Annotated in this window: 25 protein-coding genes; 18 read left to right on the top strand and 7 right to left on the bottom strand. The window is 73.7% G+C overall.

The window, feature by feature from the left end; translation table 11 throughout:
- Positions 1 to 71 precede the first annotated feature (71 nt).
- Both Q0994_RS15425 and Q0994_RS15420 read left to right on the top strand, forming a co-directional pair.
- Positions 72 to 398: a hypothetical protein gene (locus tag Q0994_RS15425; protein WP_299534552.1), complete on the top strand. Its 327-nt coding sequence runs from the start codon at positions 72 to 74 to the stop codon at positions 396 to 398.
- 106 nt (positions 399 to 504) lie between these two features.
- On the top strand, positions 505 to 1,506 hold the full coding sequence (locus Q0994_RS15420) for a DUF6745 domain-containing protein (protein WP_299534550.1): 1,002 nt from the start codon (positions 505 to 507) through the stop codon (positions 1,504 to 1,506).
- 114 nt (positions 1,507 to 1,620) lie between these two features.
- Here the strand turns inward: Q0994_RS15420 and Q0994_RS15415 are convergent, their stop codons facing one another.
- Positions 1,621 to 2,211, bottom strand: a complete 591-nt coding sequence (locus Q0994_RS15415; RefSeq protein WP_299534547.1) for a TetR/AcrR family transcriptional regulator — start codon at positions 2,209 to 2,211, stop codon at positions 1,621 to 1,623.
- 235 nt (positions 2,212 to 2,446) lie between these two features.
- Positions 2,447 to 3,655 carry a glutamate dehydrogenase gene (locus Q0994_RS15410; RefSeq protein WP_299534545.1) on the bottom strand — a complete coding sequence of 403 codons (1,209 nt, stop codon included), beginning with the start codon at positions 3,653 to 3,655 and terminating at the stop codon, positions 2,447 to 2,449.
- Positions 3,656 to 3,961: 306 nt separating this feature from the next.
- On the opposite strand from Q0994_RS15410, the gene Q0994_RS15405 reads away from it, so the two are divergent.
- The 3 genes from Q0994_RS15405 to Q0994_RS15395 all read left to right on the top strand — a co-directional run bounded on the left by Q0994_RS15405 (position 3,962) and on the right by Q0994_RS15395 (position 6,278).
- Entirely contained in the window at positions 3,962 to 4,417 is a 456-nt protein-coding gene (locus tag Q0994_RS15405) for a PPOX class F420-dependent oxidoreductase (RefSeq protein ID WP_299534543.1), read from the top strand.
- Between the two features lie 218 nt (positions 4,418 to 4,635).
- Positions 4,636 to 5,838, top strand: coding sequence for an MBL fold metallo-hydrolase (locus Q0994_RS15400; RefSeq protein WP_299534541.1), 1,203 nt, complete (start codon positions 4,636 to 4,638; stop codon positions 5,836 to 5,838).
- A gap of 254 nt (positions 5,839 to 6,092) precedes the next feature.
- The gene (locus Q0994_RS15395; RefSeq protein ID WP_299534539.1) at positions 6,093 to 6,278 is read left to right on the top strand and encodes a hypothetical protein; all 186 of its coding nucleotides are present in this window, start codon (positions 6,093 to 6,095) and stop codon (positions 6,276 to 6,278) included.
- Positions 6,279 to 6,443: 165 nt separating this feature from the next.
- On the opposite strand, the gene Q0994_RS15390 is transcribed toward Q0994_RS15395, so the two are convergent.
- The gene (locus Q0994_RS15390) at positions 6,444 to 7,043 is read right to left on the bottom strand and encodes a flavodoxin family protein (RefSeq protein WP_299534537.1); all 600 of its coding nucleotides are present in this window, start codon (positions 7,041 to 7,043) and stop codon (positions 6,444 to 6,446) included.
- Between the two features lie 387 nt (positions 7,044 to 7,430).
- Positions 7,431 to 8,111 (bottom strand): adenosylcobinamide amidohydrolase, encoded by a 681-nt coding sequence (locus Q0994_RS15385; protein WP_299534535.1) that lies wholly within the window; start codon positions 8,109 to 8,111, stop codon positions 7,431 to 7,433.
- 446 nt (positions 8,112 to 8,557) lie between these two features.
- Between Q0994_RS15385 and Q0994_RS15380 the strand changes: the two genes are divergently transcribed.
- A complete protein-coding gene (locus Q0994_RS15380; RefSeq protein ID WP_299534861.1) occupies positions 8,558 to 9,583 on the top strand; it encodes an NlpC/P60 family protein in 1,026 nt (341 codons plus the stop codon).
- A 137-nt stretch (positions 9,584 to 9,720) separates the two neighbouring features.
- Here the strand turns inward: Q0994_RS15380 and Q0994_RS15375 are convergent, their stop codons facing one another.
- Positions 9,721 to 10,533 carry a response regulator gene (locus tag Q0994_RS15375; RefSeq protein WP_299534533.1) on the bottom strand — a complete coding sequence of 271 codons (813 nt, stop codon included), beginning with the start codon at positions 10,531 to 10,533 and terminating at the stop codon, positions 9,721 to 9,723.
- Positions 10,534 to 10,647: 114 nt separating this feature from the next.
- Between Q0994_RS15375 and Q0994_RS15370 the strand changes: the two genes are divergently transcribed.
- Positions 10,648 to 12,321, top strand: a complete 1,674-nt coding sequence (locus tag Q0994_RS15370; RefSeq protein WP_299534530.1) for an ATP-binding protein — start codon at positions 10,648 to 10,650, stop codon at positions 12,319 to 12,321.
- A gap of 57 nt (positions 12,322 to 12,378) precedes the next feature.
- Here the strand turns inward: Q0994_RS15370 and Q0994_RS15365 are convergent, their stop codons facing one another.
- Positions 12,379 to 12,804, bottom strand: a complete 426-nt coding sequence (locus Q0994_RS15365) for a pyridoxamine 5'-phosphate oxidase family protein (protein ID WP_299534528.1) — start codon at positions 12,802 to 12,804, stop codon at positions 12,379 to 12,381.
- Positions 12,805 to 13,074: 270 nt separating this feature from the next.
- On the opposite strand from Q0994_RS15365, the gene Q0994_RS15360 reads away from it, so the two are divergent.
- The 9 genes from Q0994_RS15360 to Q0994_RS15320 all read left to right on the top strand — a co-directional run bounded on the left by Q0994_RS15360 (position 13,075) and on the right by Q0994_RS15320 (position 19,177).
- Positions 13,075 to 13,707: an alpha-ketoglutarate-dependent dioxygenase AlkB gene (locus tag Q0994_RS15360; RefSeq protein WP_299534525.1), complete on the top strand. Its 633-nt coding sequence runs from the start codon at positions 13,075 to 13,077 to the stop codon at positions 13,705 to 13,707.
- A 170-nt stretch (positions 13,708 to 13,877) separates the two neighbouring features.
- The gene (locus Q0994_RS15355; protein WP_299534523.1) at positions 13,878 to 14,300 is read left to right on the top strand and encodes a hypothetical protein; all 423 of its coding nucleotides are present in this window, start codon (positions 13,878 to 13,880) and stop codon (positions 14,298 to 14,300) included.
- The gene (locus Q0994_RS15350) at positions 14,300 to 14,569 is read left to right on the top strand and encodes a DUF4235 domain-containing protein (RefSeq protein ID WP_299534520.1); all 270 of its coding nucleotides are present in this window, start codon (positions 14,300 to 14,302) and stop codon (positions 14,567 to 14,569) included. The genes Q0994_RS15355 and Q0994_RS15350 overlap by 1 nt, the downstream gene beginning before the upstream one ends.
- 442 nt (positions 14,570 to 15,011) lie before the next feature.
- Positions 15,012 to 16,073: a YihY/virulence factor BrkB family protein gene (locus tag Q0994_RS15345; protein ID WP_299534859.1), complete on the top strand. Its 1,062-nt coding sequence runs from the start codon at positions 15,012 to 15,014 to the stop codon at positions 16,071 to 16,073.
- A 90-nt stretch (positions 16,074 to 16,163) separates the two neighbouring features.
- On the top strand, positions 16,164 to 16,664 hold the full coding sequence (locus tag Q0994_RS15340; RefSeq protein ID WP_299534518.1) for a hypothetical protein: 501 nt from the start codon (positions 16,164 to 16,166) through the stop codon (positions 16,662 to 16,664).
- A gap of 263 nt (positions 16,665 to 16,927) precedes the next feature.
- Entirely contained in the window at positions 16,928 to 17,326 is a 399-nt protein-coding gene (locus Q0994_RS15335; protein ID WP_299534514.1) for a sortase-dependent protein, read from the top strand.
- Positions 17,323 to 17,982: a class F sortase gene (locus Q0994_RS15330; RefSeq protein ID WP_299534511.1), complete on the top strand. Its 660-nt coding sequence runs from the start codon at positions 17,323 to 17,325 to the stop codon at positions 17,980 to 17,982. Before Q0994_RS15335 ends, Q0994_RS15330 begins: the two co-directional genes overlap by 4 nt.
- Positions 17,983 to 18,213: 231 nt before the next feature.
- Positions 18,214 to 18,705 (top strand): RNA polymerase sigma factor, encoded by a 492-nt coding sequence (locus Q0994_RS15325; protein WP_299534509.1) that lies wholly within the window; start codon positions 18,214 to 18,216, stop codon positions 18,703 to 18,705.
- Positions 18,689 to 19,177 carry a hypothetical protein gene (locus Q0994_RS15320; protein WP_299534507.1) on the top strand — a complete coding sequence of 163 codons (489 nt, stop codon included), beginning with the start codon at positions 18,689 to 18,691 and terminating at the stop codon, positions 19,175 to 19,177. Before Q0994_RS15325 ends, Q0994_RS15320 begins: the two co-directional genes overlap by 17 nt.
- A gap of 54 nt (positions 19,178 to 19,231) precedes the next feature.
- Here the strand turns inward: Q0994_RS15320 and Q0994_RS15315 are convergent, their stop codons facing one another.
- Positions 19,232 to 19,978, bottom strand: coding sequence for a cysteine hydrolase family protein (locus Q0994_RS15315; protein ID WP_299534505.1), 747 nt, complete (start codon positions 19,976 to 19,978; stop codon positions 19,232 to 19,234).
- On the opposite strand from Q0994_RS15315, the gene Q0994_RS15310 reads away from it, so the two are divergent.
- Both Q0994_RS15310 and Q0994_RS15305 read left to right on the top strand, forming a co-directional pair.
- Entirely contained in the window at positions 19,977 to 20,489 is a 513-nt protein-coding gene (locus Q0994_RS15310) for a PadR family transcriptional regulator (protein ID WP_299534502.1), read from the top strand. The genes Q0994_RS15315 and Q0994_RS15310 overlap by 2 nt on opposite strands.
- A 320-nt stretch (positions 20,490 to 20,809) precedes the next feature.
- Positions 20,810 to 22,240 carry a hypothetical protein gene (locus Q0994_RS15305; protein ID WP_299534499.1) on the top strand — a complete coding sequence of 477 codons (1,431 nt, stop codon included), beginning with the start codon at positions 20,810 to 20,812 and terminating at the stop codon, positions 22,238 to 22,240.
- Positions 22,241 to 22,438: the final 198 nt, after the last annotated feature.

Below are 22,438 nucleotides of genomic sequence, written 5' to 3'. Positions count from 1 at the left end.
TTGTCAGACCCCCCGCCTAGCGTTGTTCCCGGCGCGAGCGCACCGGGTGCCGCGCCGGAGGGGAGACGTCCGTGTACCGGCAGGGCGATGTACTGATCGTGGCGGTGGAGGAGTCCGAGGTGCCCGCGCACTTCCTGGAGGCCGCGGGCGAACAGCGGGACGCGCGGGGCCGCCTGGTGCTCGCGCTCGGCGAGGTCACCGGCCACGCGCACGCCGTGCAGGGCCGCGGCCGGCTGATGCGGGAGGCCGGCCCCTTCGGACCGATGCTGCTCCATCTCCCGGACGGCGGGCGGGTGGTGCACGAGGAGCACGCGGCGATACCCCTGCCGAAGGGCTGGTTCCGGGTCGTGCGCCAGCGGGAGTACACCCCGGGCGCCTTCCGCGTGGTCGCGGACTGACCGGCCGCGGGCCCGGCGGCGGACGCCGCAGCCGCAAGAGGCACAGCAGCGCGCGTCGGGGACGCGCGGACGACGATCGAGTACGACGAGGGGACGGGGTACGACGATGCAGGACGTGACCGAGTGGCGGTCCGTGGCGGCGGCCACGGGAGCGGCGGACCGGGCGGCGGCTGAGGAGGGGGTGCGCCGGGCCTACCGGGACGCCGGACTGGCCGAGCCAGGCCGGATCGTGTGGGCGGACTCGCCCAGGAGCGCCGTGCGGGCGGTGCGCGCGCTCACGGACCCGGGCCGTTCCGTGCGGGAGGAGGTCCGCACCCGGCCGTGGGCCGAGGAACGGCGGCGCGCCTACGACGCGTTGGGGCCGGCCGGCTGGTCCGCCCGCTGGTCCGCCACCGGGGCGCAGCTCTGGGAGACCACCTCGGCCCTGGCCGAACGCATACGCGCGGGCGTGGTCGCCGATCTCGCACCGGACGAGGCCGACGAGCCGGCCGTCCGGATGGTGCTGCTCGACGCGGTGCTCGGCCAGCACGACGCGGCCTGGCTCGCGGCCTTCGAGGGCGGGACCGGCCGCCTCGACGGCCTCGCGCGGGTGGCGCGGAACGCCGGCTGGTGGTGGCCCTTCGAGCGGACCGTCGTGATCAGCGAGCGCCCCGAGGTGCTGCACCGCGACGAGGCCGGGCGGCTCGACCACGGAGAGGGCCCCGCCCTCGCCTACCGCGACGGATTCGCGCTGTACGCCTGGCGGGGGATGCCGGTCCCGGCCGCCTTCCTCGGCGAACTCGCCACGCTGACGCCCGAGCGGATCCGCGAGGAGGAGAACGCGGAGCTGCGCCGCGTGATGCTGGAGTACTACGGCTACGAGCGCTATCTCGCCGAGTCCGGCGCGCAACCGGTCCAGCAGGACGAGGCGGGCATCCTATGGCGCATCGCGATGGCCGAGGACGAGGACGTCGTGATGGTCGAGGTGGTCAACTCCACCCCCGAACCGGACGGCACCCACCGCACCTACTGGCTGCGGGTCCCCCCGGCGACCCGGACCGCGCGGGAGGGGGTGGCCTGGACCTTCGGTCTCACCGGCGACGCGTACGTACCGGTGCGCCAGACCTGAGGTGCGGGGGGAGCGGGCCGGGCGGCTCCGGCGGGGGCGGGGCGGGCGGAGACAGGCCGCGTGGCGTGGCGGGCGGCCGGGCACGCGGCCACGTGCCGTCAGGCGGTCAGCCTGTCAGGCGTTCAGCGCGGCGCGTTCGAGGCCCAGTTCGCGGGCGAGCGCGTCCTCGGTCCACTCCAGCAGCGTGGCCTGCGACAGCGGACCCGCGTACGAGGTCATCTGGACCGCCAAGCCGTCCAGCAGTGCGGTGAGCCGCCAGGCGACGGACATCGGGTCGTCGCAGTGGAACTCGCCGGCGGCGGCGCCCTCTTCGATGACCTCGGCCAGTTCGGCCTTCCACTGCTGGTCGAGGTCGCCGGCCACCTCCCGCAGCGCCGGTTCGCGCAGCGAGGCCGCCCACCCCTCGATCCACAGCCGCCAGCCCTTGGCCTGCCCCGTGGGGGCGTACCAGCGGACCGCGTCGCGCAGCCGCCGGACCGCGCTGGTCCGGCGGCCCAACAGGGTGCGTAGATGGGCGAGGTCGGCTTCGGCCGCGTAGGCGAAAGCCGCCGCGACCAGCTTCTCCTTGCTGGAGAAGTGGTACAGCACCAGGGCGTTGCTCACCCCGAGCACGGCCGCCACGTCGGCGATGCGCACGGCGGAGACACCGCGTACCTCGATCTGCTCGACGGCGGCGCGCAACAGGTCCTCGCGTCGCTCCGTCACGTTCAGCCGCACTCTTCCCACCCCGTCACCCTAGCCAATGAACGGGGCCGGGGGAGCCGGGACCCGTTTCCCGCGTCTCCGGAGAGCCGCGGGTGGTGCGCCGGGCCGGCGCGCGCCTGGGGCCGCGCGCCCCCGTACGTCCCGGAGCGCCCCCGTTCGGCCCGTCGCGCACGGGTGTTGGCGGAAACCCGACCCCGATCGGTCCGGAGCGCGTGGTCGCCGGCAACCCCGTCCGTCAGCGGTACCAGCCGAATCGTTCGGCCATCACCGGCAGCCGCTCCTCGACGAGGGCGTGGGCCGCGGCGCGCGGCGTGCATCCCGAGGCGGCCGCGCGGACCAGCATCGTGGTCACGAGCGAACGCATCGACGCCCGGACGTGGGCGAACGCCTCCTCCGTGTCCGCACCGATCTCCCCGAACAGGGTCCACCACCACCAGGCGTTGGTACCGGAGTTGACCACCACGTCGGGCAGCACCGTGACGCCGCGCTCCGCGAGCAGCGCCTCGGCCTCCGGCAGCACCGGCATGTTGGCCGCCTCCACGATCCAACGGGCCCGTACCAGCTTCTGGTTGTCGGCGTCGATCGCGTACGAGACGGCGGCGGGCACGAGGATCTCCGCGTCGGCGGAGAGCCACGCGTCGGCCGGCAACTCCTGGTCCTCGTCCCGCAGTGCGCCCCGGTCCACGGTGCCGAACGCGTCCCGCGCGGCGAGCAGCGCCTCCACGTCCAGCCCGGACGGGTTGGCGACGGTTCCCTTGACGTCGGCGACCGCGACGACCGTGAGCCCGGCCCGCGCCAGGAAGCGGGCGGTGGCGCCGCCCATCGTGCCGAGACCCTGGACCGCGACCCTGGCGCCCCGGTGGGGGATGCCAGCCCGGTCCAGCGCCACGAGGGCGGACTCCGCGACGCCGCATCCGCCGACCAGTTCGTCGAGCCCGATCCCGTCGTCCGCCAGCCCGAACGCGTCGGCGAGCCGGGTCCGGGCGGTCACCTCGTCGTCGAGGAGCGGGTAGACCGCCTGGATCGAGGAGACGAGACCGGCCTCCGCCGCGGCCCGGTCCACCAGGTCCTGGGTGAGCCCGAGGTCCTCACCGGTCGTCCACACGCTCTCTATGTAGGGGCGCACCGCTCTCAGGTAGCGCACCAGCACCCCGTACGCCTCGGGGGAGCGGGGGTCGCAGTCGATGCCGCCCTTGGCCCCGCCGAGCGGGAGGTACCGGGCGCCGGCGCGGTCGGCGTCGAAGTGCAGGGCCTCCTTCATCGTCATGCCCCGCGCGAGGCCCGCCACCTCGTCCAGGGTGCAGCCTTCCCGCATGCGCAGCCCGCCGCTGGACACTCCGCGCACGAGGCGGTCCACGACGAGGTGGCCCCGGTGGCCGGTCACATGATCCGTCCAGGTCAGGGAGATGAGAGGGGCGGGTGCTGCGGTCACGGTGGTCGTCATGGGGCGGGGCTCCCGGGTCGCTGGATTCACGTCGGTGGTCGGCGTTCCCGGTGGCGGCCGGGGCGCGCTGTGCAGGAGGTGCGGACGGTGCGCGGGCATGCGGTGGCGGACCGTGCCGGGTCGCGTCCCGGTGCGGTCAGCGGATCGTACTACTGAATCGTTGGTCAGTAGGGGAGATTCCGTGAAGTCGCGTCGATCCGGGCCATTTCCGACGCACGCGGGCGTGCACCGGCGCTTGGACGCCGAGCCCACACGCCCCCGTGGGGTGGGCCGGAATCCTGTGGCGGGTAAGGACGTTGCCGTTGCATGACGTCATTCGAATCCGGGTCGTCCGGGCAGGAAGAGGCGCTGCTGCGCCTGGTGGGCGCGCACCACGACGGGGTCCTCGTGACCCTGAAGAAGGACGGCCGGCCCCAGCTGTCCAACGTGAACCACGCCTACGACCCCGTCGCGCGCACCGTCCGGGTCTCCGTCACCGAGGACCGGGCCAAGACCCGCAACCTGCGGCGCGACCCGCGGGCGAGCTACCACGTGACCAGCGCCGACCGCTGGGCGTACACGGTCGTCGAGGGCACCGCCGAACTGACCGCCCCCGCCGCGGACCCGCACGACGCGACGGTCGAGGCGCTCGTCGCGCTGTACCGCGACGTCCGGGGCGAGCACCCCGACTGGGACGACTACCGCCGGGCGATGGTCCGCGACCGCCGGGTCGTCCTCGCCCTGCACATCGAGCACGTGTACGGGCAGGCGCAGCGTGCCTGACACGGCCCGGCCGCACCGGTCCGCCGCCGGCCGGGGCGGCCCGCACCGCTGCCGCCCGGCGGCAGTGGGGAAGCGGCGGCCCGTCGCCGTGGGCTCCGGTCGATCCGCGGACAGCGGGTACACGGCACCGGCCGCCGCCGTCCCTATGACGGTCCGGTCCACGCATGTGCGTGCTATCAGCACATAATCGGTACGACACCGACCCCCCAGGAGATGCAGTGACCGGCCCAACCCCGCTCATCCCCCTCCGCACGAGGCTGCGCTCGCTGCGGACCGACGCCTTCGGCGCCGACCCCGACGGGGCGCGCATGGAGCGCATCAGGCGCTCGCCGAACTTCGCCGACGGCGTGTTCCAGAACCCCGTGGCCGCTTCGGCCCGCCCGTCCGGCGGTTCCGCGCTCGACCTGGCCAAGGTCTACTTCGACAAGGAGCGCCGCGCCCGCCGGGCGCCCTCCGGCACCATTCCCGTGTACCCCACCACCTTCGCCGACCTGGCCGAGCCGCCCGCCTCCGGGATGCGGCTGACCTGGATGGGGCATTCCACCGTCCTCGCGGAGATCGACGGCCGACGCGTCCTCTTCGACCCCGTCTGGGGCGAGCGCTGCTCCCCGTTCGCTTTCGCCGGGCCCAAGAGGCTGCACCCGGCCCCGCTGCCGCTGGCGGCGCTCGGCGCCGTCGACGTGGTGGTGATCTCGCACGACCACTACGACCACCTTGACCTTCCGACGATCCGCGCGCTGGCGGCCACCGAGACCGTCTTCGCCGTGCCGCTCGGCGTGGGCGCGCACCTGGAGCACTGGGGCGTCCCGGTCGCCCGGATCCGAGAGCTGGACTGGAACGAGGCGACCGAGGTCTCCGGCCTCACCCTCACCGCCACCCCGGCCCGCCACTTCTGCGGACGCGGGCTGCGCAACCAGCAGCACACCCTGTGGGCCTCCTGGGCCGTCGCGGGCCCCGACCACCGCGTCTACCACAGCGGTGACACCGGCTACTTCCCCGGCTTCAAGGACATCGGCGAGGCGCACGGTCCGTTCGACGCCACGATGATCCAGCTCGGCGCCTACTCCGAGCACTGGCCGGACATCCACATGACCCCCGCCGAGGGCGTCCGGGCCCACCTGGACCTCCAGGGCGGCCGCCCCGGCGGCGTCCTGCTCCCGATCCACTGGGGCACCTTCAACCTGGCCCCCCACGCGTGGGCGGAGCCGGGGGAGTGGGTGAAGGACGCCGCCGAGGAGGTGGCCCAAGCGGTGGCGTTCCCGCATCCGGGCGAGCCCTTCGAGCCCGCCGGCACCCTGCCCACCGACCCGTGGTGGCGCGCGGTGTCCCGCCCGATCGCCCGCCCGTGGCGTGACGCGCCGAAGACGGAGGACGTGGCGGGAACGAGCAGGGGGGACATGAACCTGGCGGCCGAGCGGTGACGGCCGGGCGGTGACGCCGGTGGGGGCGAGCGCGGGGAGAGTGTGTCCGCATGCTGCCTGCGCCCCCACGTTCCCCCACCTGCTCGGACGCCGCCGACTGGCGCACCGCCGCCGGGCGCCCGTCAGATGGAGGGTGTGCTCACGGGTGAGCATTCCGCGCCCACCGGGTAGGCGGGAGAACACGACCGTAGCCCCGACCGACTGACGGGCGGTTCCCGCTCCACGGCGACGGTCCCGTACGAACGAGGAGACACATGAACGACAACCGTGAACCCGCGGCCGAGCCCTCCGACAGCGCGGCCGACGAAGTCCTGCGCGAGATCGAGGACGCCGAGACGGACGATGTGACCAGCGGCGAGCGGGCCGACGAAGACGGAGAGGCGGCGGACGCGCTGACGCCGAACGAGCAGGCGCAGGAAGAAGTGCGCAAGAACGCCTGACGTGCCGGTATTGCACCGTCGGCACGTGGCTGCGGCCGGTCCGGTCCATGAGGCCGTGCCCCCCACGGCACCGACCGCGTGGGCACGCGGGGCGGTCCGCGTGCCCACGCGGACCGCCCCGCCGATGCCGTGCCGGATTCCGGGCGGCTGCGTGCGTCGATTTCGCTACGAAGCGGGGTAGGGGTCTGCGGCGAGCCGGCGGGCGAGGTGCAGGGCGTTGACCGCGAGGGTGCGCGTGGTGGAGGCCACGGACTCGGGGGTCTCGTCGAGGTCCTGGTAGTCGGTCCCCTCCATCGCCGTTCCGACCCAGTAGGTGACGGCTCCGGGCGCCAGTGAGAACCCGACGTCGTTGAGCGCCTGGAACAGGTCGGCGCTGACCTTGTGCGCTCCGTCCTCGTTGCCGACGACCGCGACACCGGCGACCTTGCCGTAGGTGAGGAGCCGGCCTTCGTCGTCGCTCTCGCTCAGCTCCGCGTCCAGGCGTTCCAGCACGCGCTGGCAGATGCTGGACGGGTGGCCGAGCCAGATGGGGGTGGCGAGGATCAGGATGTCCGCGGCGAGGACCTTCTCCCGCAAGGCGGGCCAGGCGTCGCCGTCGCCCATGTCGGTCTCCACCCCCGGCCGTACGTCGTGGTCGGCGACACGGACCACGTCGCCCGGCACCCCGAGCCGGTCGAACTCCTTCGTCACCTGGTCGGCGAGAAGGTGGCTGCTGGACCGTGCGGGCGACGGGGAGAGCGAGCAGACGAGAGAGAGAACACGCATGGGAGGGACACTCCTGGGCTGAAAGAGACGGATTCCCACGCGACGGGATGTTTGTCCCCGTCGCACCCTCCCACTGGTGCCCGACCTCCCGCACGTGCATGCGGGTCACCGGAGGTTTGCCCCCTTTGGCAGGGCGTCAGGGGCCTTCCGCGGGCCGTGCCCGGTGGTGGTGCCCGGCAGTCACGGCCTTCCCGGGCAGCCCCCGCGCGATGGCCGTTCTCCCGACGGCCAGGAGCCGACGGCCAGGAGTCGGCGGACCGGACCGGTGGCGCCGGTCGGGCGTCCACCGAGTCCGTCCAGTAAGGCGCGCCTCGGTGGCGGAATCTCGCCACGCGACCTCACCCCCGCCCATCCGGGAGCCTGCGGGCGCTGTGGCGCCCGCCCGTGTCAGGGCCCCGGAGCGGCGGCGCGTACGGCCCGGTGCACGGCGCGGGCGGCCCGCGCGCCCCATATGGAGCGGGGGCCGGCGAAGGCGTGGACCTCGTCGCCCGGACGCGGGACACGGGCGGCGACGCACACCGCGTCGGTGGGGGTGCCGGAGCAGTCGTACCCGGCGTCGAGCAGCGCCTGCACCTTCGCCTCGGTGGCGGTGGCCACCGCGTTGACCAGCGCTGCGTCGGTGAGCGCCGCCGGAACCGCGACGACGATGTTGACCGTCCCCGGTGCGGGCGTCGTGGCGCTGCCCCCGGCCGCCGAGGCGGCCCACCCCCGTACGCCGAGTCCCGCCGTGACCACCGCGTCCACGCCGTCGTCGTGGGCCCGGCCGAACGTGCGGACGTCGGCGGCCGTCATCAGGCCCACCCCCGGCCCTCGCACACCGGCGTCCCGGGCCAGGTCGGCGAGGTGGGCCTCCGGGTCGGTACGCCGGTAGCCGTGCGAGACCTGGGCGTTGAGGACCCAGGAACGCTCCCCGATGCCGCCGCCGAGCACGGCGGAGCTGATCATTCTCCAGCCGGGGCCCGCGTGCCACAGCAGTCCGTGCAGCGTCTCACCGTCCTCGGCGCGGGTGAGGCGCCGGACGGCGAACGGGCCCCCGGCGGTGCGGGCCGGGGGGACGGCGGTGGTCATCGGGCGGACACCCTCCTCGGGCGTGGACCTGCGATCTTACGCGGGGGTGGCGGCGAGGACGGGTGCGGGTGCGGTCCGGCCGGACCGTAGACGCGGGCGGCCGTTCGAGCCGGTCCGTCCCGGGCGCGGACGCGTGACGGCGGCCGTAGCCGCCGGCCCGTACGCGCGCGGGAGGGGTCCGTCGCCGCGTCACGCCTGGTCAGTAAGCCATCTACAGATGGTGAATCGTGAGCGCACCATGCGCGTTGTGTGTCGACATTCGTCCGTCCCGGATTGAATTGGTCACAGGATGGTCACTAGGGTCAGGCTTCGAACCTTCGCACGACAGGTCGCCCGTTCGGGGTGACGGCGAAGGTGCCGTCACGTTCGTGGCGCCCCCGGGAGACCGGGGAACTCAGCCCTCCACGCTGCCGGTTGGCGGCGTCAGCAAGAAGGAGTTCGCCTCCGTGGCCTCCCACCGCCGCCCCAGACAGCCGGGCCGCACCCGCGTGACCGTGCTCACCGCGACCGCCGCCGCAGCCGTGGCCCTGTCCTCCCAGGCCGCGCACGCCGACCCGAAGCCGACGAAGAGCGAGGTCAAGGCGAAGGTCGACAAGCTCTACCACGAGGCGGAAGAGGCCACCGAGAAGTACAACGGGGCCAAGGAGCAGCAGGACAAGCTGAAGAAGCAGGTCGACGCGCTCCAGGACAAGGTCGCCCGCGAGCAGGCCGACCTCAACACCCTCCGGGACGAGCTGGGTTCGATCGCCACCGCCCAGTACCGCAGCGGCGGCATGGACCCGTCCCTGCAACTGTTCCTCGCGTCCGACCCGGACAGCTTCCTCGAACAGGCGTCCGCACTCGACCAGTTGACCGCCAAGCAGGCCGAGTCGCTGCAGAAGATCCAGGCCAAGCAGCGCACCCTGACACAGGAGCGCAAGGAGGCGCAGGGCAAGCTCGCGCAACTCGCCGAGGTCCGTGAGGCGCTCGGCAAGAACAAGAAGAAGTTCCAGAGCAAGCTCGCCGACGCGCAGTCGCTCCTGAACACCCTCACCGCCGCCGAGCGGACCCGGATGGCCCAGGAGGAGCAGCGCGCCAGCCGCGCCGCCGGGGACCGGGTCGAACTCGGCAACGAGGTCCCGGCCTCCTCCCTCGGCGCCTCCGCCCTGGCCGCAGCCGACACGCGGGTGGGCAAGCCCTACGTGCGGGCGGCGACCGGCCCCAACTCGTTCGACTGCTCCGGACTGACCCAGTGGGCCTACGCCCAGGCCGGAGTCGACATCACCCGCACCACGTACACCCAGATCAACCAGGGCGCGAGCATCGCGCGCGGTGCCCTGAAGCCCGGAGACCTGGTCTTCTTCAGCAACACCTCGCACGTCGGCCTGTACGCGGGCAACAACACCGTGCTGCACGCCCCCTATCCCGGCGCGTACGTGCGCTACGAGTCCATGAACACCGTCGGCAGCTACCAGGCCGCGGTACGCATCTGACCGCGCCGGTCGCGCGGCCGCCCCGGAGCCACGGCCCCGGGGCGGCACGCGGACCGGCTCCGGACGCACGACGGTCCGGTGCGCGCGCCCCGCACGGGCGGGGCGCGGGCACCGGACCGGTCGGCGGTCGGGTGGGGTCAGTCCTCCGTCGGTCGCGGAGGCGTGACGGCGGTCTCCAGGAAGAAGCTGTCGATGCTCTGCACCGTCTGCACGAAGTCGTCCAGGTTCACCGGCTTGGTGACGTAGGCGTTGGCGTGCTGGGTGTAGGCGTCCTGGATGTCGTCGGGCGCCGCCGAGGTCGTCAGGACGACGATCGGGATGCTGGCCAGCGCGGCGTCGTTCTTCAGGACCGTCAGCAGCTCGCGGCCGTTCATGCGCGGCATGTTGAGGTCGAGCACGATCAGATCGGGGCGTTCCGTGGCCGGGTCGCGCAGGTACTCCAGGGCGGACACCCCGTCGTCGACGCGGTTGATCCCCCGGGCCATGCCGCGTTCGATCAGGGCCTCTTCGATGAGCATGGCGTCGGCGACATCGTCCTCGACGAGCAGGACGGTGTAGGTGCGCCGGGGGGCAAGCCCGTTCATGTGCGAACTCCGTGAGTCGTTGGGTAGGGGGCGGGTGGGCTGGTGGGCCGCGAAGACCAGTCCGGGCCAGCGTTTGCGGGCGCCCTGACGGCTGACGCCCCAGGCGCTGCCCAGCTGGGGGTAGCCGGCGCCTTCTCCGGCGGCCGCGCGAGCGGCCTCGGCGGCGCACTCTTCCACCGCGCGGCTGAGATAGGACAGCGCGCGCAGGGAGGCCAGCGGATCGGTCCATCCCTCGGTGTCGGCCAGGCTCTCGCCGGCCGGCGCGGCGGGCATCCGCGCCAGTTGCCGCGCCAGATCGGCCACGGCCCGGCGTGCGTGTTCGGCCAGCTCGTCGGGGTGGGTGCGCGCTCCTGTCTCCGCTGCCATGTGCGCACCGTAGACCGAAGCGGGGACCGCCGACAACCTGGGTTGTCGGGAGGGATAGTCTGACGGCGCTCCGGAACGCGCCGGAGGCAGTACACGCAGCAGAGAGGCACCGCCGTGCAGAGCACCGCAGACGAGGTCCGACCGGTACGGCCGCGCACGTCGTCCCCCCGGAACGGCTGGTCCACCAGCCGTTGGCTCGGTGTCGGCACGGCCCTCGCCCTGGTCGTGCTCGTGGTGCTCGGCGGCTGCGGGACCTGGGCGCTGGTGCGTGCCACGGCGGTCAACCAGCGGCTCGTCGAACGCTGGTCGCCCGCGCTGATCGCTTCCGTACGCATGGAGGCGGCGCTGGTCAACCAGGAGACGGGCGTGCGCGGGTACGGGCTGACCGGGCGCATCGAATTCCTGGACCCCTACCGCGACGGTCTGGACCAGCAGCGCAAGGCCGTCGGGGAACTGAAGCCGCTGATCTCCGGAGACGCGCACGCCCAGGCCGACCTGGCCGTGGTGAACGAGCGGGTCGAGACCTGGCACGCGTACGTCGCCCGGCCGGTCTCCGCTTCCGTCGACCCGATGCCGCTGGCCCGGCAGCGGGCCGAGGAGGGCCGCAAGCAGTTCGACTCGGTACGCCAGGCGCTGCGCGTCCAGCAGGCCGGCATCGTGGCCGAACGCGACCGGGCACGGGCCGACCTCGGTGCGGCGCGCACGATGCGCAACACCGTGTTCATGGTGATCGGCGGGGTGGTGCTGGCGTTGATGGCCCTGGCCTTCGCCGGCCTGCGGCTCGGCGTGCAGCGCCCGCTGGACCGGCTGCGCGCCGACGTCCGGAAGGTGGCCTCGGGGAACTTCGCCCACGCCATCGACCCCACCGGCCCGGCCGACGTGCAGGACCTGGCGGGCGACGTCGACGCGATGCGCCGCCGCCTCTCGGAGGAGCTCCACTTCAAGGACGTCGCCCGCGCGCGGCTCGACGAGCAGGCCACCGAACTGCGCCGGTCCAACGACGAACTGGAGCAGTTCGCCTACGTCGCCTCGCACGACCTCCAGGAACCGCTGCGGAAGATCGCCAGCTTCTGCCAGTTGCTGGAGCGGCGCTACGCGGAGCAGCTCGACGACCGGGGCAAGCAGTACATCGCCTTCGCGGTCGACGGCGCCAACCGGATGCAGAACCTCATCAACGACCTGCTCACCTTCTCGCGGGTCGGCCGGCTGCACACCGACGACCGCCCGGTGGACCTCGGCGACCTGGTGCGGCGAACGCTGGACGACCTCGATCTGGCGGTCCAGGAGACCGGCGCCACGGTCGCGTACGACGGCCTTCCGACGGTCGAGGGGCAGCCCACCCAGCTCGGTCTCGTACTGCAGAACCTGCTGTCCAACGCGATCAAGTTCCGCGCCGCCGACACCCCGCCCCGCATCAGGGTCGAAGCCCGGCGGATGGCGAGCGCGGTGCGGCACGACGGCCGGGACGGCAGCGAGACCGAGGACCCTCGCCCGCAGTGGGAGATCTCGGTCAGCGACAACGGCATAGGCATCGCACCCGAGTACGCGGACCGGGTCTTCGTCATCTTCCAGCGGCTGCACACCCGTGAGAGCTACGCGGGCAACGGCATCGGGCTCGCCCTGTGCAAGAAGATCGTCGAGCACCACGGCGGTTCGATCGCCCTGGACACCGACTACACGGACGGCACCCGGTTCGTCTTCACGCTCCCCGGCGTCCTGCCCGCGGACGACGCGTCCGGCGCGGACCGGGAGAGCGACGCCGCCGCTCCCGCGGCCACGGCCGGCTGACCGCTCGTCCGGCGTACCGCCCCGCCCGCGGAAGGCGGTGCGCCGGGCTCCGCAGGATCAGCTTCCGCCGAGGTCCGAACTGAGCCAGTGGGCCGGGCGCATCGTGATGACCACCTGCTCGCCGTGCGCCTCCCACGCGAAGTCGACGTAGGCGTCGACCTTCTCGGCGGGGAGGTAGCGCGCGGAGATCTCCACCAGCTTCTCGCGGGTGGCGGGGACCGTCGAGGTGACCGGGCCTTCGACCGAGACGTACCGGATCGTCGGCGTCAACCGGTCGGCCATCAGGGAGAACCGGCCTGCCGCCGCGATCAGGACGGCCTTGCGCGACGCGCGCCCGGTCAGGATCCACAGGTCGCCGCCGGGCGTGTACTGGTACCAGATCGGCACCGTGAGCGGCGCCCGCCCGGGTCCCGCGTCCACGGCCAGCGCACCGACGTGCGGCTCGGCCAGGAACTGCTCACGCTCTTCGCGGGACAAGGCCATGAAGGGCTCCTTCAGGAATGCTCGGGGAGGACGATGCGGACTCCGATGGGAAGTATGTCCGGCGCTGAGCGTTTCGACGGGGAGCGAGGGCGGGATGTCGCGGGCCGGGATGCGTCGGGGCCGGGTCGTCTGGGCCGGGGCGGAGGACGGAGCCAGGACCGGGACGGGGCAGGTCTCGGGTTCGGGCCGGTACGGGTGCGTCTGCCTCGCCAGGGTGCCGCGCCATGCGGCAATAGCTCACGTGTTCTATTTCTGCGTTACGGTGGAACCATGTCCACTACGCACCTCCAAAGCTCGCTCTTCGACCAGGCGGACACCCCCGCCCTGGCGCCGCTCGACGGTCTGCGCCGGACGGAGCTGGGCAGCGGTGCGTGGGTGGACCTGCTCCCGGGCTGGCTCAGCGGGGCCGACGAGGTGTTCGAACGGCTGGTCGGGGACGTCCCGTGGCGTGCCGAGCGGCGGCAGATGTACGACCGGACCGTCGAGGTGCCGAGGCTGCTCTCCTTCTACCGTTCCGGCGACGCGTTGCCCCACCCGGTACTGTCCGGGGCCAGGGCCGCGCTGTCCGCCCACTACGCCGGCGAGCTGGGAGAGCCCTTCACCACCGCGGGCCTGTGCTACTACCGCGACGGCCGCGACAGCGTCGCCTGGCACGGCGACCGGATCGGCCGGGGATCGTACGAGGACACCATGGTCGCCATCGTCTCCGTCGGCGCCCCGCGCGACCTGCTGCTGCGCCCCCTGCACGGCGCGGGCGACACGGTCCGCCACCCGCTCGGGCACGGCGACCTGATCGTCATGGGCGGTTCCTGCCAGCGCACGTGGGAGCACGCGGTTCCCAAGACCGCCCGGCCCTGCGGGCCGAGGATCAGCATCCAGTTCCGTCCCAGCGGCGTGCGCTGAACGACGCGTCGCGGGAGCGTCCTGCGCCGCCCGACCACGCGTCGCGGGGCGTCCTGCGCCGCCGGATGCCTGAACCCCGTACGACCGGGTACCCGGAGCGCACCAGGAAAGAGCGCGCCGGACCGAGACCTTCCGGCACGCCGTGGGCGCGACTCAGGAAGGGCACACCGATGAGCAACGGTTTCTCCCAGGACAGCGGCAAGGGCGGCCATACGCCGACCGCCGGCGAACTGCGCGCACGGGCCGAGGGCGCCCGTCAGGAAGCGGGGAAGACCGTGGAGGCCCTCGCGGCGAAGGGCCAGGTGCCCGCCGCGCGCGCCAAGGAACTCGCCACCGAGGCCAAGGCCCAGGCCGCGAAGAGCGCGGCACAGGCGAAGACGCAGGCGGTGGAGATCGCCGGGCAGGCCAGGGAACACCTCGCGTCCGCCGGCGCCACCGCGGCCGGCACGTGGCGGGAGAAGTCGCCGCAGGCCGTGCAGGACACCGCCCACGAGGTCGCGGACACCGCACGCGGCAACCGCGTTCCGCTGCTGGTCGGCGCCGCGGCGGCGCTGGTGCTGGTCCTCGTCGTCCGCCGCAGGGGGACGCGCTGATGCGGAAGGTGCCGAAGAACGTCTACGGTCCGGTCGGCTTCGCGGTCGGCGCGGCGGGCGGTCTGGTCGCCGGGGCCGTGTTCGACCAGCTGTGGAAGCGGCTGGGCCACCAGGACGACGCGCCGAGCGCCACCGACGAGGACCGCGGCTGGGGAGAGATATTGCTCGCCATGTCCCTGCGGGGCGCGGTGTTCGCCGCGGTGAAGGCGGCCGTCGACCGCGGCGGCGCCATCGCCGTCCGCCGCGCGACGGGCAGTTGGCCCGCCTGAGCGGCCGACGACAGCCGGACGCCGGGTGAGCGGGACCCGCCAGGTACGGACCCGGTCCCGCAAGGCCCGGCGGCAGCAGGACGCGCCGAGCGCGTGGCCCACGGACCCCCGAGGCCCAGGGCCACGCGCTCGGCGCTCCTCGTCGGCCCGGTACTCCGCACGAACCCCGGCCCCGGCCCCCGAATCCCCGGCCCCCGAACCCCCGGACGCCGGCCGCGGGGCTCAGGACCGACACCCGTACCCCGTACGTGCCCGGACGGGCGCCCTCCCCCAGAGAGGCATGAACGAAGAGATGAAGCTTTTCCGGAAGCAGGAAGCGGGGACCGCCCCCCGCACGGACGCCACGGGCCCGCTCAGTACCTCGTCCGACCCGCGTACCGGCCCCGGACCGGACGGCTGGACCGACGGTGCCGCCCCCTACGGTCCCCGGACCGACGACGCCCTGACCAAGGCCCCGGCGGGCGGGCGGGCGGAGTCCCGCGGCGACGACGACGGACCCGCCGCCGGCACGGCGGACGACGACCGGCCCGGTCCGGGCGACGACGTCGAGCGCAACGCCCCCGACCACCCCACGGACCTCTCCTTCGGTTCCTTCCTCCGGGTCCTGGGCCGGACGGCGAGGGAGTTCAAGGACGACGAACTCACCGACCGCGCCGCCGGACTCACCTACTACAGCGTGCTGGCCCTCTTCCCGGCCCTGCTGGTGCTGGTGTCCCTGCTCGGCATCGCGGGCCGCGACACCACGCAGAAGGTGCTGGACAACCTGCGGGACCTGGCGCCGGGCTCCGTGCGCGACATCCTCACGGACGCCGTGAACCAGCTCCAGGGGAGCGCCGGCACGGGCTCGCTGCTCGCCGTCGTCGGCCTGCTCGCCGCCCTCTGGTCCGCCTCCGGCTACGTCGCCGCCTTCATCCGCTCGGCCAACGCGGTCTACGACCTGCCGGAAGGGCGCCCGGTCTGGAAGGTGCTGCCGATCCGGGTCGGCATGACCGTGGCCCTGATGGTCATGGCGTGCGCCAGCGCCCTCATCGTCGTGCTCTCCGGCGGCATCGCCCACCGTCTCGGCACCACCCTCGGCGTCGGCGACACCGCGATGACCGTCTGGTCCTTCGCCAAGTGGCCGGTGCTGGTGGTGCTCGTCACCCTCATGATCGCCCTGCTCTACTGGGCGGCTCCCAACGCCAAGGGCCGCGGCTTCACCTGGGTCAGCCCCGGCAGCTTCCTGGCCGTGGTGATCTGGCTGGCCGCGTCGGCCGGCTTCGCGTTCTACGTCGCGAACTTCAGCTCGTACAACAAGACGTACGGGGCGCTCGCCGGGGTGATCATCTTCCTGGTGTGGCTGTGGATCACCAATCTCGCCATTCTGCTCGGCCTGGAATTCGACGCCGAACTGGCCCGGGGCCGCGCCATCGCGGGCGGGCTCCCCGCCGACTCGGAGCCGTACGTCACCCCGCGTGACGTGCGCAAATGGAGCGACGCGGACCGTCGGCGCCTCAGCCGGTAGCGCCGGTCCGGGGGCCGTGCCGCGCACGCGGTGCGGGAACGGTCCCCGGCCACCGCGCATCGGGGGACGGTGACGGGGCAAGCGAGAGAAATGCTTGGAATCCTCCCGCGGTCGCACGCACCCGTCATCGCCTCCGGTGCCTCCGGTGTTCCGGGGACCGGGGCCGCCCGCCCCGAGCACCGCAAGGCGGGCCGCCACCGCCGACCCGGTCATCGCCGGGGCGAATGGCACCGGAGGATCGTGGTCTACCGGGACATCGAGCTCGTCCAGCCCACCGCGCCCGGTGAGACGGCCGTCCAGTGCCTGCTGATGGTCCACTTCCGCAAGGTCGTCGGCCAGGTGACCTTCGAGGTCTGCCGCTCCTGCGGGCAGGGGCTGATCACCGGCCTCGACGTCGCGCACCAGTTCCACCGCAGCGGCCTGGGCTCGCGCGCCCTGTCCCACCTGCGCACCCGCTACCCGGGTTACGCCTGGCGCACCACGCTCGAACGCCGCCTGACCCGCGACCTCATGCACCGCATGCGGGTGTTCGCGGCCACCGGCAAGCGCCGCTGCGCCCACCTCGCCCCGCCGGCCCCGACCGACGGCTGAACCCCGCCGTCGAGCTCTCGGCCGTCGAGCCCTCGGCCGTCGAACCCTCCGTCACCGGGACTTCGGTCCTCCGGCCGACAAGCCCTCGGCCCGGTCCCGTACGCGGTGCGGGGCCGCGCGTGGCGTCCGGGTACGGGGCGGGACCGCCCCGCCGGCTTTGCCATTCCTTTACAACCCGCTCCCTCGCTCCCTCGTCTCTTGGTGCGTCCCGTGAACGAGCCCGCCGGTTCCCCCGGCGTGCCGACGACGAAAGAGAGCGACCTGTGCGCCGAACCGCCCTGAGTGCCCTGGTACTTGCCGCCACCACCGCCGTACTGGCCGGCGGCGCGCCCGCGTTCGCCGACGGCTCGGCCCCGTCGCCTGTCCCCGGCGCGCCGACCGAGGCGCCGACCCCGGCCGCCTCCGCACCCGCCACCGCCGAAGCCGCCACCCCCGAGCCCGCAGCCACCGAGCAGCCCGGCAGCGCCGCGCCCGTGCCGGCGGACGCGCCGAGCCAGGTCGCCGTGGTGCCGTCGGGAGCCCCGGACACCGGTGAGGTCGCCGGGTCCGACCCGGCGACCTCCGGCGGCGACGGCGCCCTGATCGGCGGCGGCGCGGCCGCCCTCGCCGCACTGGGCGGGGCCGGATTCCTCGTGGTCCGCCGCCGGGCGAACGAGGCGTGACCGCTCTCTCCAGGCGGGCGTTCGGGGCCGCCGCGCTGACCTCGCTCCTGGCGGGGTGCGGCGGCCCGGACGCCGATCCGGCACCGCGGGCCCGGCCGGACGGCCCGGACGCCGGCCCGGCGCACGGCGCCCCGTCGGCCCCGGACGCAGCCCGTGCGCCGGCGTCCGGCGGGCCGACCGGCTCCGCGCGCACGGGCGCGGCCCCGGCGCCCGTCCGGCTGCTCGTTCCGGCCATCGGCGTGGACACCGCCGTCATGCGTCTGGGCCTCGCCCCGGACGGCACCGTCGAGGTGCCGCCGATGGAGGCGCACGACGTCGCCGGCTGGTACCGGCACTCGCCCGCTCCGGGCCGCACCGGCCCGTCGGTGCTGCTGGGCCACGCCACCGTCGGCTCCTACGGCGACGGGGTGTTCCGGCACCTCGCCCGGCTGCATCGGGGCGACCATGTCGACGTACGCCTGGAGGGCGGCGCCTCCGTGGTGTTCGCGGTGACCTCCGTACGGACCGTCGCCAAGACCGGTTTCCCGACGGACGACGTCTACGGGAACGTGGACCGGCCGGAGCTGCGCCTCATCACCTGCGGCGGCCCGCGCACCGGACAGGGCTACCGCGACAACGTGATCGTGTTCGCCGGACTCGGCCCCGGCGCGCGGTGACGGCGAACCGGACCGGGGACCCCGCGCCCCGGCTCCCGGCGCTCCTCTCCCGCACCCGGCGCCCCACCCGTGGAACCCGTCCACCCGTCCACCCGTACGGCTGTCCTCCCTGACGGGCCGGGCGGCACGGGTGGCGGGGACCCGCACCGCCGGATCCGGTGCCACCACGTTCCGTATCTCCCGTGCGGCGCACACCCCCACCGGCACGGCCCGTCAGAAACCTGGAGAGCGTTGAACCGGTCCCGCGACAGAGCAGCGTCCGAGCTGTTCGCCGCCCTCTATCCGCGTCTCGCCGGATGGTGCCGCCGCCTGGTCGACGACGACGGGACGGCCCACGAAATAGCCTCCGAGGCGTTCACCCGGCTCTGGTCCCGCTGGTCCCACGTGGAGGAGCCACGCGGCTTCCTCTACGTCACGGCCGCCAACCTGGTGCGCGACCACTGGCGCAGACTGGAACGCGAGCGCACGACCATCCGGCGCGTCACGACCGAGGCCGCCGTCGGCCCGCACGCCGAGCAGGAGGATCCGTCGGTCCGGATGCTGGTCCAGTCGCTGCCCGAACGGCTGCGGGTGCCGATCCTGCTGCACTATTACGCCGACATGCCGGTGCGGGAGGTGTCCGAACTGACCGGACGCAAAGAAGGAACGATCAAGGCCGATCTCCACGCGGCCCGCGAACTGCTCCGCGCCCACCTGAGGAGAAGCCTTGATCACACGCGCTGACGAGGACCCGGAGTTCGAGCAGGACGACTTCCTCGCCGTCATCCTGCGGCCCGCCCCCGACCGGCTCGTCGCGCCCCCGGGCCGGTTCGAGGCGGTCCGCAGGCGCGCGGTCTCCCGGCGCCGCCGCCGCGCCGCGCTCGGCGTCGGAACCGGACTGCTGTGTGCCGGCGCGGTGCTTCTGGTGCTGCCCGTCCGCACGGCCCCGCCGCCCGTCCTCCCCGCCTCCCCGCCCGCCCCGACGTCCCCGCCCGTGCCGCGCCCCGCGGGCACCCCGACGGCCGCCCCCGTGCCCGCGGAACCGGGCCCGAGCGACGCGCCCCCGGACGCGCCGTCCCCGCAGCCCGCAGACTCCGGACCCACGGCCGCCCCCGTCCCCTCGGCCTCCGCCCCCGAAGCGGCCACCGCCACGCCGTCGCCGGGAAGCGCGTCGTCGCTGCCCCTGCCCACGGGCCCGGCGACGCCGGGGCAGTAGGGGGGCGGGGTGGTGAAGGGCGGTGCGACGCGGGGCAGTACGCCCGGTGCCGCATCAGGCGACGTACGTCCGCTCCTCGTCCCGTGACGCAGGTGGGGCTGCGGTCAGTCGGTTGGTGATCTCTTCGGCGGTCAGAACGAGCGCGAAGCCTTTGCGCAGGACGGCGAGTTCGGGTTCCTGCCGGGACTCGTCGTCGGTGGCCGTGACGTCGGCCCCGAAGACGACCTTGTAGCCGCGTTCGTATGCCTGCCGGGCCGTGGTGCCACAGCAGTAGTTGGTGAGCGTTCCGGTGACGATGACCGTGTCGCGGCCGAGATTGCGCAGCACCGTGTCGAGCGGGGTGTCGTAGAACGCCCCGTAGGAGGGCTTGCGGATCACGGCCTCGTCGAGGCGGCGGCCCATCGGAGCCCACACCTCGGCCGGGCCCGGCCGGCGCCACTCGGTGTCGGCGTGCGGGAGGAACCGCAGGGCGTGCGGCCGGTCCAGACCGAGATGGGTGTCATCGAAAATGGTCCAGATCACCGGAACCGAGGCGCCCCGGCACTCTTCGACGAGTTGCCGCAGCCGTGGCGCCATCCGAGTGGCCGCGGGCACCCAGTAGGGACTCCAGCCGGGCCGGACGAACTCGTCCTGCATGTCGATGACCAGCAGTGCTGTCCGTTCGGGCCGTACGCCGAACGATGCCCGGCCGTACTCGTAGGCGTTACGCGCTCGCGTGGTCACCCATTCCTCGGTGTACGTCATGCCCGCCTCCTGCATCGATTCGAGGTACCTCGTTTCGATGTGCGAGAGTAGCAGCATGCTCGAACTCGCGATCCTGGGATTCCTGGCTGAGGAGCCACTGCACGGGTATCAACTGCGTCAGCGCATAGCTCAGTTGTCCGGTCATGCCCGGCCGGTCAGCGACGGCAGTCTCTACCCGGCGATCAACCGGCTGGTCAGCGCCGGACTGCTCGCTCGGCAGACCGAACCAGGCGCTTCGGCCGCTCGGCGGTACACCCTGACCCTGACCGATGCCGGCCGCCGCGAGCTGCTGCGCCGACTGCGGGATGCCGACGGCTTTGCCATCAGCGACAGCACCCGTTACTTCACCGTCCTGGCCTTCCTCTCCCACCTGCCCGACACCGCCGACCAGCACGCGGTACTGCGCCGCCGACTGGAGTTCCTCGAACAGCCGGCGAGCTTCTTCCACGACGGTGACCGCCCACTGGGTGCCGACGACACCGACGACCCCTACCGGCGCGGCATGCTCACCATCGCCCGTGCCACCAGCCGCGCGGAAAGGTCCTGGCTTCGGGAAGTGCTGGCCTGACACGGGCACCACCAGCAGGCACCTCAGGCAGCTCAGGCACCTCTTCTCGTTCTCAACCGGGGGCCTCCACTTCCCGAGAGGCTGTGCGGGTGGCGGAGCCAGTACGGGTCCGCGTGATTCGAACCAAGTCGGTTGCGCGGGAGGCGTGTTCGCCCCAAGTGTCGTCAAGCCGGTACGTCGGAACCGCTTTCCGTCACCTGCGGGACGCGCCCGGCGGGAGAAAAGGCATGGCGCCAGGTGGCGCGGGGCCGTATGCTCCCGGCGATGACTACCCACTCCGTTCGCAGAATGGGGGACCCGTCCGCGCAAGGTGAGTGCTGATGCTCACCGAAACCGCGTACGGAGACCCCCGAACCGACTTCTGGCCGCGCGTGCGACAGTTCGCCGTGCCGCCCTCCGTGATCGAGACCGCCACGGCCCGCCGCCGCTCCGGCGACTGGGCAGGCGCCTGCGCGGCAGCGGGCGTCGACGTCGACCTCGATCTGCGCCGGCTGACCCGCACCCACGGACGCGAACTCGCCTCCCTCGTACGGGCCGACCTCCGCCACCTCGCCCCCGACCTGTTGCGGTGGCACATGCCGCGGATAGCCCCGGACGGGCTGCTGCGCCCGGGGCTGACGCTCACCCTCGCCCGGTACCGCACGCAGCGGCACGACCGGAACCAAGCCGTCCATCTCGCTGTCCGCACCCCGCCCGCCTGGGCGGACGCCGAGCAGCGGATGAGCCTGCTGGTGTGGAGCGGCGACGGGGACCCCGTCCCCGGGGCGCTCCACCATCCGCACACCCGGCCCGACCGGCGGTTCCGGCTCGACCTGCACCGCCACCTGTGGGACGCCCGCAGGACCGGCGAACTGCGGGAACGCTCCGGCGCCGACCGGCCGCCCGACGGCGCGCCGAACACCCTGGCCGAGGACGGGCACGGGACCGCCGACGACGCGGTCGGGCGCCCTGCCGTCGACCGCTGGGCGCGGGAGGCCGAACTGCTGCTGCGGGCCGACGGGTTGGCCCCCGGGCCCGTACTCGTGCGGCTGGGGTCCCGGCGGCGGCTGGTCCTGGAACCGGCCCTCGGTACGGATCCTGCGCGGATCACCGCCGCACCGCCGGGCGGTGCGGCCTCCGCCCTGCCGGTACTGCCCCACGCGGCGACCTGGACCCCGCCGGATGTGGAACTGCTCCGCACCGGGGCCCTCACCGCCGACCGGCTGCACCCTCTGGTCGCCGACTCCCTGGCACCGGGACGGCGGACCGTGGGCCCCGCCCCTGCGGCACGGTTGCCGGGCGATCCGCACCTGGTCGACTGCCGGGGGGCCCGGCACCGGATCGCGCTGGTCGACGGGGTGCTGACGGCGCTGGACCACGAACCCGCCGAGGTCCGCAGGGAGGAGCTGCTGGCCGAACTGACCGGCGCCCCGCTGCCCTGCGTGCGGGCGATCGACGAGGCCCACCGCCGCCCGGACTGCCTGGAAGGCATGCACGAACGGCTCAGGCACGGCGATGTCACCGGGGCGCTGGACGTGCTCGAAGGACTGCTCGGCCCCCGGGCCGTGCTCCGGGACGGCCCACTCCGGGACGCGCTGGAGGCGACGGCCCGACAGCGGCTCACCTACGGGCTGTTCCGTGCCGGGCTGATCGGACCGGGCCCCGGCCCGCGCGGCGTACGACCCGACCGGGCAGGCCCCGGCAGCATCCCACCGGACCACCGCCGCTCCCGCGACAGCCGCCCGCACCCGCGCCACGCCACCGCCCGCTGACGGAAGACCGCCCCCTCGCCCTCTTGCCCCGGCGCGTCCTCCCGCGCCGTGCCGGGGACCGCCCGACGTCGCCGGCCTTCCGTCCGGCGTCCCTCCGCCCCGTTCCGGACCTCGTTCCGGACCTCGTTCCGATCCTGACCGGCCCCGGATCCGGGCCCTGACCTGATCCGGACTCCGCCCCGATCCGTGCCGTGCCCG

Source organism: uncultured Streptomyces sp., assembly GCF_947488945.1.
In the GTDB taxonomy this organism is placed as follows: Bacteria; Actinomycetota; Actinomycetes; order Streptomycetales; family Streptomycetaceae; genus Streptomyces.
Note: the sequence above shows the minus strand (reverse complement) of the source record. Positions and strands in the feature narration are given on the sequence as shown.

Bases quoted from the DNA above. Each gene is read 5' to 3' on its own strand.
- Q0994_RS15360 (WP_299534525.1), top strand. From the start codon at position 13,075: ATGTCCACTACGCACCTCCAAAGCTCGCTCTTCGACCAGGCGGACACC.
- Q0994_RS15395 (WP_299534539.1), top strand. From the start codon at position 6,093: ATGAACGACAACCGTGAACCCGCGGCCGAGCCCTCCGACAGCGCGGCC.
- Q0994_RS15405 (WP_299534543.1), top strand. From the start codon at position 3,962: ATGACGTCATTCGAATCCGGGTCGTCCGGGCAGGAAGAGGCGCTGCTG.
- Q0994_RS15315 (WP_299534505.1), bottom strand. From the start codon at position 19,978: ATGCTGCTACTCTCGCACATCGAAACGAGGTACCTCGAATCGATGCAG.
- Q0994_RS15305 (WP_299534499.1), top strand. From the start codon at position 20,810: ATGCTCACCGAAACCGCGTACGGAGACCCCCGAACCGACTTCTGGCCG.
- Q0994_RS15390 (WP_299534537.1), bottom strand. From the start codon at position 7,043: ATGCGTGTTCTCTCTCTCGTCTGCTCGCTCTCCCCGTCGCCCGCACGG.
- Q0994_RS15350 (WP_299534520.1), top strand. From the start codon at position 14,300: ATGCGGAAGGTGCCGAAGAACGTCTACGGTCCGGTCGGCTTCGCGGTC.
- Q0994_RS15355 (WP_299534523.1), top strand. From the start codon at position 13,878: ATGAGCAACGGTTTCTCCCAGGACAGCGGCAAGGGCGGCCATACGCCG.
- Q0994_RS15375 (WP_299534533.1), bottom strand. From the start codon at position 10,533: ATGGCAGCGGAGACAGGAGCGCGCACCCACCCCGACGAGCTGGCCGAA.
- Q0994_RS15385 (WP_299534535.1), bottom strand. From the start codon at position 8,111: ATGACCACCGCCGTCCCCCCGGCCCGCACCGCCGGGGGCCCGTTCGCC.
- Q0994_RS15310 (WP_299534502.1), top strand. From the start codon at position 19,977: ATGCTCGAACTCGCGATCCTGGGATTCCTGGCTGAGGAGCCACTGCAC.
- Q0994_RS15365 (WP_299534528.1), bottom strand. From the start codon at position 12,804: ATGGCCTTGTCCCGCGAAGAGCGTGAGCAGTTCCTGGCCGAGCCGCAC.
- Q0994_RS15420 (WP_299534550.1), top strand. From the start codon at position 505: ATGCAGGACGTGACCGAGTGGCGGTCCGTGGCGGCGGCCACGGGAGCG.
- Q0994_RS15410 (WP_299534545.1), bottom strand. From the start codon at position 3,655: ATGACGACCACCGTGACCGCAGCACCCGCCCCTCTCATCTCCCTGACC.
- Q0994_RS15340 (WP_299534518.1), top strand. From the start codon at position 16,164: ATGCTTGGAATCCTCCCGCGGTCGCACGCACCCGTCATCGCCTCCGGT.